Source organism: Polyangium sp. 15x6, from assembly GCF_029960785.1.
In the GTDB taxonomy this organism is placed as follows: Bacteria; Myxococcota_A; Polyangia; order Polyangiales; family Polyangiaceae; genus Polyangium.
This window is the reverse complement of the sequence record NZ_JASBQE010000005.1, coordinates 230910-243862: the sequence shown is the minus strand read 5'-3', so window position 1 is coordinate 243862 and position 12953 is coordinate 230910. Positions and strand designations below refer to the sequence as shown.

The 12953-nt window shown below is 66.4% G+C and carries 9 protein-coding genes; 1 reads left to right on the top strand and 8 read right to left on the bottom strand.

The window, feature by feature from the left end:
- Nucleotides 1-123: 123 nt before the first annotated feature.
- The 7 genes from QHF83_RS06505 to QHF83_RS06475 form a co-directional block, all read right to left on the bottom strand.
- Nucleotides 124-1914 (bottom strand): ricin-type beta-trefoil lectin domain protein, encoded by a 1791-nt coding sequence (locus QHF83_RS06505; RefSeq protein ID WP_282416904.1) that lies wholly within the window; start codon nt 1912-1914, stop codon nt 124-126.
- 59 nt (nt 1915-1973) lie between these two features.
- Entirely contained in the window at nt 1974-2855 is an 882-nt protein-coding gene (locus tag QHF83_RS06500; protein ID WP_282416903.1) for a helix-turn-helix transcriptional regulator, read from the bottom strand.
- A gap of 211 nt (nt 2856-3066) precedes the next feature.
- Nucleotides 3067-4140, bottom strand: coding sequence for a hypothetical protein (locus QHF83_RS06495; protein WP_282416902.1), 1074 nt, complete (start codon nt 4138-4140; stop codon nt 3067-3069).
- Nucleotides 4141-4365: 225 nt separating this feature from the next.
- Nucleotides 4366-6480, bottom strand: a complete 2115-nt coding sequence (locus QHF83_RS06490; RefSeq protein WP_282416901.1) for a DUF4215 domain-containing protein — start codon at nt 6478-6480, stop codon at nt 4366-4368.
- A gap of 211 nt (nt 6481-6691) precedes the next feature.
- Entirely contained in the window at nt 6692-7729 is a 1038-nt protein-coding gene (locus QHF83_RS06485) for a phosphotransferase (RefSeq protein WP_282416900.1), read from the bottom strand.
- 398 nt (nt 7730-8127) lie between these two features.
- Nucleotides 8128-9282 (bottom strand): aminotransferase class I/II-fold pyridoxal phosphate-dependent enzyme, encoded by a 1155-nt coding sequence (locus QHF83_RS06480; protein ID WP_282416899.1) that lies wholly within the window; start codon nt 9280-9282, stop codon nt 8128-8130.
- Between the two features lie 146 nt (nt 9283-9428).
- A complete protein-coding gene (locus tag QHF83_RS06475) occupies nt 9429-10046 on the bottom strand; it encodes a hypothetical protein (protein ID WP_282416898.1) in 618 nt (205 codons plus the stop codon).
- 120 nt (nt 10047-10166) lie between these two features.
- Here QHF83_RS06475 and QHF83_RS06470 point away from each other — a divergent pair, with 120 nt between their 5' ends.
- The gene (locus QHF83_RS06470) at nt 10167-12116 is read left to right on the top strand and encodes an alkyl sulfatase dimerization domain-containing protein (RefSeq protein WP_282416897.1); all 1950 of its coding nucleotides are present in this window, start codon (nt 10167-10169) and stop codon (nt 12114-12116) included.
- Here the strand turns inward: QHF83_RS06470 and QHF83_RS06465 are convergent.
- A complete protein-coding gene (locus tag QHF83_RS06465; RefSeq protein ID WP_282416896.1) occupies nt 12113-12910 on the bottom strand; it encodes an STAS domain-containing protein in 798 nt (265 codons plus the stop codon). The genes QHF83_RS06470 and QHF83_RS06465 overlap by 4 nt on opposite strands.
- Between the last annotated feature and the right edge of the window lie 43 nt (nt 12911-12953).

Sequence of the window (12953 nt, the reverse complement as noted above, 5' to 3'; positions counted from 1 at the left end):
GGGAGGAAGCGGGGCTTTGCCCCGCACCCCAGCAGGGGGCTGTCCGCCCCCTGCACCCCGGACCAGGCACGGCCTGCACCGAAGGCCGATGAACCGCGCAATGCGCGGTTCATCGGACGGGAGCTACGGAATCCAGGTCCAGTTCTTCGAAGTCCAGTTTTGATTGGGTTGGACGCTGGTGGTCCAGGTGGGCCACGCCGTGAGGACCAACCCTCGCCCCTCTGCTACGCTAAAGACCTTGTTCGACTCGTTGATCAGGCGGCGGTTGACCGTGTCATAGCGCCACTGCTGATTGACGCTCATCGTGTTACAGACGTACAGGTGAACCTTGTCGGCCCATTGCGTCATACCGTCGGGGCGCCCGGTGAGATCGGCATCGATGCACATGTGGGGCGCCAGGTAAGGATGAATGCGGCCCATCGAGTCCATCGACCACTTCTGGGCGTCGGCGCTGCTGCATGTCGCGGCAAGGAGGTTCGTGCCATTGCTCGTGCCTCCATTTTCCAGGGCAAGACAGTAGCCTCCATCATTCTGCAGGCGCTGGAAGGTTGCGCTTTCCGGGCCCGTCACGAAGTGCCCCTCCGCGCCCACGTCATTCATGTTGATCCAGACGTTGGTTTGCCACGGAACCACCGAAAACAGTTTCCTATTTTCGTACGGCGTCTTCGGTGGACTGTAAATGTAATTCGGATTCAGAGCGCTACACGCAATGTGCCCGCTCTGGCCGGCTCCCTGGGCGGTGGTGAGAACCCACGTGTCTCGATTGTTGCGATCGACACAGGCATATCGCTGCGAGGTCGAACAGCCCAGATCGTTCCAGCGACCGGTGTCGCCCGAGTAGGACGTGCAATCCTCGGCGCCACCTGCGTCATTGGGCTCTCCGGCTGACCACGACCATACAGCCTCGGCCATCTTGTTGTTGTCGACGAGGTTGAGGTTCAGCCTCGTCATGTTGCAATTGAGCGCTGCGGCGATATTCATGTGAACGGAGTCCCGGTCTTCGAGCTCGGCGAACTTGATGGTCGAGCTCAGCAAGCTCAAGGACGTGTACGTAGGAGCCAGCGCCGTACCGTCTTGCGTGCACGCCCCGGAATCGAACACCTGGACGGTATTGCCAGGCCAGCCCTTCAGGCTTCCGTATTGGTTCGAAGTCCAGACCCAACCGTTGCAGCTATTCGGCCCCGTCATGATGAGCTGCTTTCCCGAGTAGATGACGTCGTTCAATGTTGGAAGGTTCGAGCCCAACGTTCCCCCCATGTTCGTCCAATCACTCGGCCGAAAAACCAGATCGCCGGCGAAAAAGTCGACAGCAGCTTCGAAGTCGCCAGCGTAGCCGTTGCTGCAGACGTAGTCCTCCAGCGCAAAGACGACGATCTCTTTCGGGTTGGCGTCCAGCCAGTTGCGAATCTCTTCCACGGCCGCATAAAAAGGCCGATCGCCGGCGGCGCACCCAGCTCCATTCGACTGCCCGTGACAGAGGCGAATCCCGCCATTGACGTAATGAAGGTCCAGCATCAAGGCGCGGACCCCCATGTTCAACTGCTCGGTCATGCTATTCTGGTGCTCCCAGAACGCATAGCCGTCGGACTGGTTGTTGAAGGCGTTATGGGCCGACAGCAGCATCAGGGCATTGATGGGCTGATTGTTCAAGAATGTCCGTTGATGCCTGAGTCCGCCGACGACCCAGCCGGGAGGGTAGCTCGTATCCGATCGAGTACCATTCCGGCACATTCCCGCGACGTTGTTCAGTCCGCGATCGCACGCGCCGGCGTCCCACCACTCGGCATTATCGATTGTACACGCCGGTTGGTCGATCTGCCCGCAGTTCGGATCGCCAATCGTAAAAGCAGCAAGCGCCTCCTGGCTGGTGAATGCGAAGGTGACGAGCAAGCTACCAACAAATGCCTTTTTCATAGCTCCGACCTCTTTGGTCGTGCTCTACCCGGACGTCCCGGTCGTTCCAACCCTACGGATCAGTAGGTGGACGCAGACCGCGTCGGGCGAAGGGCGAAGAAGGAGAGCCCATGGCGGGGACGCGCTGGGGCCTTGGCCGCGCCGCCCGGCGCGTCGCTCCCGCCCGCCATGAGCTCGGCGCGGCTCTGGATACCGAGCTTCCGGTAGATCGCGACGATGTACTGATGCGCGGTTCCCGTCGTCAAACCGAGCTCCGCCGCGATCTGCTTCTCGCTCATCTTCCCGAGCAGCCGCACGACGAGCTCGCGCTCCCTCGGGCTGAGGAGAGCATCCGCCGTCATGAGGCCATGAGACCAGACGACGCGACGGAGGAACCAGGACGTCCGCTGGATGATGGCCGCCAGCCAGTCTCGGTCGGTTTCTCGAAAACGCCCGTCACCCCTGCCGCGATCGAGGCAGACGAGGACCTCCGCGCGCGGACTGGCGGAGGCGGCGCCCATGAGCCGATCGGCGATGCCGAGCGCGGGCCAAAGCTCGGCCACCTGAGGGGCGCGCTCCCACGTCCGATCGTCGACCAACTCGCGGCGGAGGAACGCGCGGTAGGAGCCGCTGGTCCCGGCGACGGCCTGCGTGTGGGGATCGGTCATGTAGGCGCGCGCCTGGGAGAAATACGCGCGGCTCAAGGCAATGTGCTCCTCCGGCGCGCGGTGATGGATGACCTGTCGTGGCCGCCAGCCACCGAGCGGATCGGGCGTTCCGGTGATCTCGCACGGCGCAGCGCGCGACGCGAGGACGACAAACGCCCTCTGCGAGTGCGTCCCCTCGCAAATGGCGTCGAGCAGCGCCGCGAGCGTGTCATCCAGCTCCTCGGCCGGGCGCCCCGCGACCTCGGCCACGACGTCGGCGATCATGCGCCATTGCCCGGCGTCGAGGGAGTCCATGCCCCCAGTGGAAAACACCCACGGGGCGCTGTCAAGCTGGTTCCCCCCTGGAGCGAGTTCGGATGGGAGGTCGTTACGCGGTGAGAAGTATTTCGAGGTATTCGAATCGTCGAAGGACGACGCGCCCGACGCGGCGATCCTCGAACGCGTCCGTGCGTCGAGAGCAGAGCTTCGGGTAGGGGGAGCTGGATGGCCCCTCCACCCTACGCCCTCAGAACAGAAGCCCGCACAGCTGACTGCCTGGGCAGCACACGTCGAGACCGCCGCCGACCTGGTCCGTGTGCGCGCAGACGCGCGAGCCCTTGCTCGGGTAGTAGTAGGCCCAGAAGAAGCACATCTCGTCGTTTGCGGACTCCCCGAAGCCGACCTGCTCGCTACTCTGGTTGTCCCAGGAGCACGTGAATCGGAAGCCACCGCCCTCGGGGATCTGGAACGGCGGGTCGTGAACCACCGTCGGCGGCTCGCTCCAGAGCCAGCCATCCACGTCGTAGACCGTCGTATCTGGCCCGTTTGCGGACGGCGTCGTCGCCACGGTCACGTCCTTGCCCCATTGATGCGTGTGCCCCGTGATCCCGAAGAACTTCGAGCCGACGAGGTCCGAGGGCAGCGCCATGAACGTCGGCCCGAGCGTCGCCTTCGAATGCGGCGCGATGTTGATGTCGGGGTTGCCGATGAAGAGGAAATCGGCCTCGTCCTTGAAGTCCGCCTCCTTCATCGTGTAGAACGTCGACGTCGCCGACACATCGATCTCGGCTTGCGACGCATTGAGGTAATGCATCTCGAGCCGCACCATCTGGTTCGGCTGCATCGTGAACGCAACGCCGTCCGGCAGCGTCAGCGTATCCTCGTGCTTCTGCGTGATCATCACCGGCGCGCCCTTCGACGGGTCGAGCGTGTCGGCGAACGGCTGGCAATCGAACGGCTCGGTCTGCTCCACCGTGTCGGCCGTCCGGTACACGATGAGGTGGTGCGAGCCGTTGGGCAGGACGTTTTGGATCCGGTGAACCCGCACGAGCTCGTCGTTCCCGAGCCGCTTCACCACGCATTGCGTCCGCTCCGTCCCGGCGGCCACCTTCACGGGGTCGAACGTCACGGTATAGGACTTCTCGCTCACGCTGCCGCCGCCGCTCCCGCCGTTGCCCCCGCTCCCACCGCTGCCCCCGCTCCCCCCACTTCCGCCCGATCCACCGGGCCCGGCGGCCCCCGCTCCGAGGTCGACGTTTCCGGAGCTCGAGCAACCGACCATTGCCAAAGAAATTGCGACCGCGGGAAGAAGCATTCTCATGGGAATCTCGCTTTCATCACGGCAAGAAGCGCGCGTGAAAACGATCATAGCCCGGCGCCGACGACGGCGTCCATGCTTTTCCGCCGAGACGCACCGACTTCCGCAATGGGCGCAATTTTAGATGAATAACCCCTCTCCCGCGAGGGGTTTGGGGGCGTAGGCTCGTCCGAGCTACGCCCCCAAGCGATGGGAGAGGGGTTGGGGGAGGGAGTCGTTCCGTGAGGATCAGGCCCGCGCCGCCCGGCGACGACGCCGGAAGGGCACGAGCAGGGCCGCGAAGAGCGCGCCGAAGAGGCCGAGCGACGTCTTCGCGTCGCTCTCGCCCGCCACGCTGCAGTCGCAGCCGCCCTCGACGTTCTCGGTGCCGCCGCCGGCCGAGCCGCCCACGCCGCCGCCGCCCGCGCCGCCTTCGCCGCTCGACTCCACCCGGCAGTTCGCGTCGCAGCCGTCGCCGTCCGTCTTGTTGCCGTCGTCGCACTGCTCGCCGGTGGTCTCGACGCCATTGCCGCAGCCCGTCGCCGTGCAGTTCGAGTCGCAGCCGTCGCCGTCGGCGTCGTTGCCGTCGTCGCAGTCCTCGCCGTCGGTCACGACGCCGTTGCCGCACGCCGTCGACTTGCACGCGTCGCAGCCGTCGCCGCTGACCTCGTTGCCGTCGTCGCACTCCTCGCCGAGCGTCTGGATGCCGTTGCCGCACTCCGTGACCGTGCAGTTCGAATCGCAGCCGTCGCCGTCGCTCTTGTTGCCGTCGTCGCAGGCCTCGCCCTCGTTGACGATCGCATTGCCGCAGTCGGGCAGCTTGCAGTTCGAATCGCAGCCGTCGCCGTCGGTCGTGTTGCCGTCGTCGCACTCCTCGGGCGCCGTCTTGATGCCGTTGCCGCAGATGCTCGGCGTGCAGTTCGAATCGCAGCCGTCGCCGTCCACCGTATTGCCGTCCTCGCAGACCTCGCCGTCCGTGAGCACGCCGTTGCCGCAGCCCGTCGCCTTGCAGTTCACGTCGCAGCCGTCGCCGTTCGTGTCGTTGCCGTCGTCGCACGCCTCGCCGACGCCGACGAACCCGTTGCCGCAGCCCGGGTTGAGGCAGTTGCCGTCGCAGCCGTCGCCGCCCACGGTGTTGCCGTCGTCGCAGAGCTCGCCGCCCGTCACGATGCCATTGCCGCAGGCCGTCGGCGTGCAGTTCGCGTCGCAGCCGTCGCCGTTCGCCGTGTTGCCGTCGTCGCAGGTCTCCGCGCCGGCGACCACGCCGTTGCCGCAGGCCGTCGGCGTGCAGTTCGCGTCGCAGCCGTCGTCGCTCACCGTGTTGCCGTCGTCGCAGACCTCGCCGTCCGTCACGAAGCCGTTGCCGCAGCCCGTCGGCTTGCAGTTCACGTCGCAGCCGTCGCCGCTCGCCGTGTTGCCGTCGTCGCAGTCCTCGCCGTCCGTCACGACGCCGTTGCCGCAGGCCGTCACGGTGCAGTTCGAATCGCAGCCGTCGCCGCTGTCCGTGTTGCCGTCGTCGCACGCCTCGCCGTCCGTCACGACGCCGTTGCCACACGCGGTCGGGGTACAGTTCGCGTCACACCCGTCGCCGTTCGTCGCGTTGCCGTCGTCGCACGCCTCGCCGTCCGTCACGACGCCGTTGCCGCAGCCCGTGATCGTGCAATTCGAATCGCAGCCGTCGCCGCTGTCCGTGTTGCCGTCGTCGCACGTCTCGCCGGCGTCGGCCTCGGCCGTGCCGTCGCCGCACGCGCCGACGTCGAGCGTCATGACGATGTGCATGCTCGAGAAGCCGATCGCCGCGGTGTCCGTCGGCTCCATGATGGCGCAGCCCGTGCCGGGCGCGCGGATGTAGCTCGGCGCCGTCTGCCCGGCGGTGTTCGAGCCGATGAAGAAGGCGTGACCGGCCGCCGTGCCGTCCGGCGAGAGGATCTCGACGACGATCTGGTCCTGCGTGTCGAAGGAGAGGTTCGGATTCAGCGGGACCGTGATGAGCGACGTCTGCTGATCCTGCACGGTCACGGCGGTGGTCGTGCCGATCTGCACGAGGTTCGCCAGCTCGAACGTCGAGCCGAGCGTGTAGAACTTGACGAAGACTTCCTGCGGGCCGCCGAACGCCTCGTCGACGCCGAACTGCACGCTGCGGATCCCGCTCGCCGGAATGCCGATGCCGAAGAGATCGAACACGCGATAATAGGAGTTCTCGGTCGTGATCTGAAGGCCGCTATTGTAGCAGGCCACCGAGTTCCCATACTCGATCGTGCTGGGATCCGTGTTTTGCGTGATAGGCGCGGCGTCGGCGAAGCTCGCGATACCGAGCAGCGCGCCGACAGACATCACCCCGAAGAACCCTCGCTTGATCATCATACCCTCCACGCCTCCTCGACGGCCGGCGTCGCAAGCGTCCCCCGCCCCCGCCGCTCACGCGGCGAGAGACGAGACTTTCGGGACTCGGGCCAGAGGATGGTCAAATATTGCCGGCCAAACGATCATGGATCCGATCCCGAGGCAAGAGCCGAGTGCATGACCGGCACATTTTTTACCCCGGGGCGAACCGCGGACGAACCGCGCCGGTGACTCAGCCCAGGGCTCGCCGCGCGGCGTGCTCGAGCTCCGTGCGTCGTGCCTGTACGCTGTCGAAGAGAGCCAGTTGCCCTTTGCCGCGCACCAGGTTGTGCTCACCCCGCGCCGGGAATCGCAGCGCGTCGAAGCCGAAGTACACCTCGCGCAGCGCGTCCGCGAGAAACCGCGCCGAGAGCTCCAGGCATATCGTCGCGAGCCCGTCCACGATCGCCCCCGCCTCCTCGGCCGAGACGAGCCCCGCGCCCCGCGCGATCTCGCCGTACCCCTCGAGCGCCGCAGCGAACGTATCCGCGTCGATCGCCACGTGATCGACGTTCTCGCCCGCCGGGTTGCACCAGGACCGAAGCGCATCGCCCATCTCGAAGGGCCAGATCATCCGGCCGAGTGTATCCAGATCCACGAGACACGTGGCCCGTTCGCCCCGGAACAAGAGATTCGATATTTTGAGATCTCCATGCACGTGCCGAAGCGGGAGCCCCGAGAGATCCGGGAGCCGAGCAGCCGCAGCGAGCAGGCGCCGCGCGAGCGGCTCGACCTCGCCGAACAGCCGATGCCCCGCATGCGCGTCGAGCGCGGCCTCCAGCGCGCCAAGGTGCTTCTTCGTATCGTGCACCCCCGCCCGCACGTGCCGGTAGTCATGCACGAGATCGAGGACGGCCGCGTGAAACCGCGCGACCATGCGGCCCGCCTCGCGCGCGAAGCCCGGGCCCGGCAAGCGGTCGTGGCTCTGTCCTTCCACGAACGAAAGCGCCCGCCACGACCGCCCCTCCTCGTCGTCGACCCAGAGCGCGCCATCATCCGTGCGCAGAGGCCGCGGCGTCACCAAGCCCTTTCGCGCGAGGTGCGCGGTCACGGCGTCGATGTCCTCGTTCACCACCCCCGCAAACACCGGGTGCAGCCGCTGCACGATGACCTTCCCCGCAAGCCCCTCGACAAGGAACGTGCGGTTGATGAGGCCCCCGCCATGGGGCCCATGGGCCCTGCCGTCGAGGTCACGATAGCGCGCGAGGATCCAAGCCGGAATCGACTCCATCAGCGCGCGAGGATGCACCGAGAGCCGGTTTTTCACAAGAACACCGCTGTCTCGTTGCGGGGCGGCCGCCGCGCCGGGGCTCTGCCCCGGACCCCGCGGGGGCTATCCGCCCCTCGACCCGGACCAGGCACGGCCTGGACCGAGGGTGGAAGAACTGCGCTCCACGCAGTTCTTCCAACGGGCCAGTGGGAGGGCGTTGCCGCTTGAAACGGCAGGGCTGCTGTCTTCGGTGGCAGGGTCGTAGCTGGTCTTGCCTCGGCCTGTTCGATGAACTGCGCATCGCGCAGTTCATCGACCCTGGGTCCAGCGCTTGCGCTGGTCCGGGTCCAGGGGTGGACAACCCCTGGTGGGGCCTGGGGCAACGCCCCAGCGCGGCGGCCCCCAGACGAGACTGATGGTCAGGCTGCGAGCGCCTGATCGAGATCGGCGATCAGGTCCGAGGCCGACTCGATCCCGACCGAGAGGCGGAGCAGATCCTTCGGCACGGGCGAGCCTTGTCCTTCCACGCTTGCGCGATGCTCGATGAGGCTCTCCACTCCGCCGAGCGACGTCGCGCGTTTCCAGAGCGACACGCGTGACGCGACCCGCACTGCCGCCTCCTCGCCGCCGCGGATCCGCATGGACAGCATCCCGCCGAAACCTCCGGCCATCTGCCGCGCCGCCACCCCGTGCGTCGGGAACGACGACAAACCCGGGTACATCACGGAGAGCACCCGCGGATGACGCTCGAGATGCTCGGCGACCGCGAGCGCGTTCTGCGACGCTGCCCGCACCCGCAGGAACAACGTCCGCATTCCGCGCACGAGCAGCCAGGCCTCGAACGCCCCTGCGATGCTGCCGACCTGCGACCGCGTGACCCGCACGCGCTCCCAGAAATCGCCCGGGTGCGCTGCTGTCAAGGTCCCGGCGAGCACGTCGGAGTGACCATTCAGATATTTCGTCGCTGAATGCATCACGAAATCCGCGCCCAGCTCGAGCGGCCTCGTCAGCACCGGCGTCGCCGACGTCGAGTCCACGCAGACGAGCGCCCCTCCCGCGTGCGCGAGCCGTGACATCTCGGCGATGTCCGTCACGCCCCAGAGCGGGTTTGCGGGCGTCTCCACCCACACGAGCCTCGTCTTGCCCGGCTCGATCGCGGCTGCGACCTTCTCCGGGCTCGTCATGTCCACGACTGACACCCGAAGGCCGAACTGCGCCCCGGGGCCACAAATCCAGCTCCGAAGCGACCAGTACATCACCTCCGGCACGACGACGTGATCGCCGCGCGAAAGGCTGAGGAACACGGCCGTCGCCGCCGCCATTCCCGAGGCGAACAGCATGCTCTGTGCTCCGCCTTCGAGGGATGTCACCAGCGCCTCGGCCTGATCGAACGTGGGATTGTCGGACCGACCGTAGACTCTGCCCGACCGGTATTGATTGTCCGGGTCTCGCAGGAAGGTCGTCGACGGGTGAATGGGCGCGACGATCGCGCGTGTCTCCTCGTCCACCCAGCCGAGCGCCTGCGCCGCAATGCTCTCCCGGGCGAACGTTCGTCCTGTGGAATCGTGCCGCATGGGCCTCCTCGACGCCCCCACTCTACCCTGAATCTCCGAGGACGCCCGGCCTCTTTTTCATTTGCCAGCGGGAAAACTCTGCGTCTCTTCGCGCAGATGGCTGCGAACGGGCATTCCTGGAAACCCCCGTCGAACGGGCGAGTCGCTCAGCTCCAGGCGAGCTCGATTCGTAACGACACCGTCTCGAGCCCCTCGCGCTCTCCGTCCCGCCGCGGCGGCTCCGCGCGCGTCGTCGGGCTTCGCGCGCCGGCGATCTCCAGCACCACGGCCGTGTATCCCTCGATCATGGGCAGGTACCAGGGCAAAAGAAACCGCGGCATGCCTTTCTGGGCGAGCAGGGTCCGCTTCGCGCCCTTCTCCAGGATCTCGAGCTCCCCGAAATCGAAATACCGGAGCGACGCGCGCTGCAATCGCTCCGCCGCCGTCGCCGGCGACACCGCCTTGAAGAACAGCTTGTAGAGCCCGCGGATGTCACGCTGGGCGACGATTCGAGCCCGCCCGCGCACCGACTCCTCGAACGACATCCCCTCCGCGCGCGCCGTGGCCTCCGTGATGGGCCGGAGCGGGAGCACGTCGTACATGGCCACGGGCAGGAACACCTGCGAGGCGAATGCGCGCACCGCCTCGTCCGGCACGTGCGCGAGCACGGCCGGGAGCCCGCCTGGGATCTGTTCATCGATGTACGAGCGAACCCCGAGGTACGTCGAGCCGCGGACATGAAAGGGGCTCTTGCCGGGCGGCACGGGCGGAGGCGACACGGTCATGCGCGCAAGCGTATCGTGCACCCGACGAAACACCAACGACCTGCGCGGGCCGCTCCTTCGGAGAGCCTATCGACGCCTGGTATGCCCCTTGCCAACCCCTCCGCCGAGAGGAGCAGAGTCATGCCTTCGAAGCCACGAGACGCCTCCCCGTACACGATCGATGCGAACACAGCGGCGTTGAATACCCTCCCCTTCGACGACACGGCGGACTTCGAGGACGCGAGCCGCGGTTACATCGGTACCTGGGATCCCCCGCTCCGGATCACGAACGAGAAAGGCAAGATTGTCTGGACCCTCGAGCCTTTCGCGGATCAAACGCGCGACGCGCCGTGCCCGCCCACCGTGAACCCGAGCCTGTGGCGCCAGGCGAGGCTGAACACGATGAACGGCCTCTTCGAAGTCACCGAGGGGTTCTACCAGGTCCGCACGTTCGACATGTCGAACATGACCATCATCGAGGGCAAAGAGGGCCTCATCCTGATCGATCCGCTGATCTCCTGCGAATGCGCCGCCGACGCGCTTCGCCTCTACCGCACGCTCCGCAATCGCCCCGACGTGAAGGTGAAGGCCGTCATTTACACGCACAGCCACGTGGACCATTTCGGCGGCGTGTGCGGCGTCGTGGATCCCGAGGACGTCCGCGCCAAACGCGTCGAGATCGTCGCCCCCGCGGGCTTCCTCGAGCACGCCGTCAGCGAGAACGTGTATGCGGGCATCGCGATGACCCGCCGGGCGCAGTACATGTACGGCCCTTATCTCGTGCCAGGTCCCCGGGGCCTGGTCGACGCGGGCCTCGGCAAGGGCCAGTCCGTCGGCCGGATCTCGATCATCGCGCCGACGAAAACCATCTCACGGACGGGCGACACGATCGAGCTCGACGGAGTCCGCATCGAATTCCACATGACGCCTGGCGCCGAAGCGCCGGCCGAGTTCGATTTCTACTTCCCGGATCACCGCGTGTTCTGCGCGGCAGAGAACGCCACGCACATGATGCACAACATCCAGACGCTCCGCGGCGCGCGCGTCCGGGACGCGCTCGCGTGGTCGAAATACCTCGGCGAGGCGCTCGACCTCTTCGGGGACAAGACCGACGTGCTCTTCGCTCAACACCACTGGCCGATGTGGGGTCGGGACAGGATCGCCTCTTATCTGGCCAAGCAGCGCGACATGTATCGCTACCTGAACGACCAGACGTTGCGAATGCTCAACAAGGGCTACACGGGCATCGAGATCGCCGAGGTCTTCGAGATGCCGCAGAGCCTCGCCCAGGAATGGTTCACCCGCGGCTATTACGGCACGGTCAGCCACAACGTCAAGGCCGTCTATGACCGGTACATGGGCTGGTTCGACGGCAACCCGACGAACCTCCACCCGCTCCCGCCCGAGCGGAGCAGCTCGAAGTACGTCGAGCTCATGGGCGGCGCCGCCAGGGTCATCGACGCGGCCGGCGCCGCGTTCGACGAGGGCGAATACCGCTGGGCGGCCGAGCTCCTCGACAAGGTCGTCTTCCACGATCCGACGAACACGAAGGCGAAGGAGCTCCTGGCAAACACGCTCGAGCAGCTCGGCTACCAGGCCGAGGCCGCGACGTGGAGGAACTTCTACCTGATGGGCGCGCAGGAGCTGCGCCACGGCGTGGCGATCCCTGGCGACGCTCCGTCGCCCGACGCGAGCATGTTCTCCGCGATGACGCTCGACATGATCTTCGATTCACTCGGCGCGCGCCTGAAGGGCCCGCTTGCGCGCGATCCCATCCTCATGAACTGGACCTTCGAGGACACCGGCCAGCACTACGCCGTGGAGGTATCGAATGGGGCCCTGAGCTACGTGCTCCACGCGCGTGAGGGCGCGGACGTGACGGTGACGACGACACGCACCACATTCGACGAAGTCCTGCGCGGACAGCTCTCGTTCCGCGATGCCATCACGACGAACGCGCTCCGGCTCGAAGGGAGCGCGCCCAAGTTTCTCCATTTCCTGAAGCTGCTCGACGATGGAAACCCCACATTCCCCATCGTCACGCCGAGGTCGGACATCGAGGCGGCGTGGAAGGGCGAGGACGTCGGCTAAAACGCCGGCTCCTTCTTCTGGGCGGCCATTTGCCGGATGCAATACGAGAGCCCTTGCCGCAGGGTCCCGAGCGTCTTCAGCGACGAGAGATCCATTCCGATGGAGACGATCGTCTGCGCCACGTTCGACCGGATGCCCGTGACGACGCCCTGCGCGCCGAGCAGCCCGATCGCGCGCACCATCCCGATGAGGTAGTTCGCGGTCGCCGTATCCACCACGTCGACGCCGGTCAGATCGAGGAGCACGAAGCGGGCGCCCGTGCGCGAGACCGCGCCGAGTAGATCGTTCATCACCCGCGCGGCGCGGCTCGAATCGATGATCCCCACGAGCGGCAGCGCGATCACGCCGTCCCAGACCTCGAGCACCGGCGTCTCCAGATTCCGGATCACGTCCTGCTGCCGCTCGATCACCTCGAGCTTCTGCGTGAGCTCGCGCTGCGCCTTCTGCGCCTCGGAGACGTCGATCGACATCCCGATCACGCCGGTGACATTGCCGTGCTCGTCCTTGACCGGCGTGTACCAACTCTCCCAGAAATGGCCCGGCGCGGGCTCCGTGATTTTGCGGTGCGCCTCGCCCTGGAGCGCGCGCTCGAGCCATACGTTGGCCTCGGGCGGATAGAGGTCGTGGACGTTTTTCCCGGTCAGATCTCCCTCGGACCGCGCGGCTTTCCCGTCGTGAAACCGCATGTACCCTTGGGGATCGATGGCCCAGACGACGACGTCCAGGTTATCGAGCAGCGTCCGTAAAATGGCCGCCTCAGCAGCAGGTCCGCGGTCGACTCCACCACCGTCCATGCCACCCTCCCACGGCCGAAAAGGCCGTTCGAGCCGTTCGAAA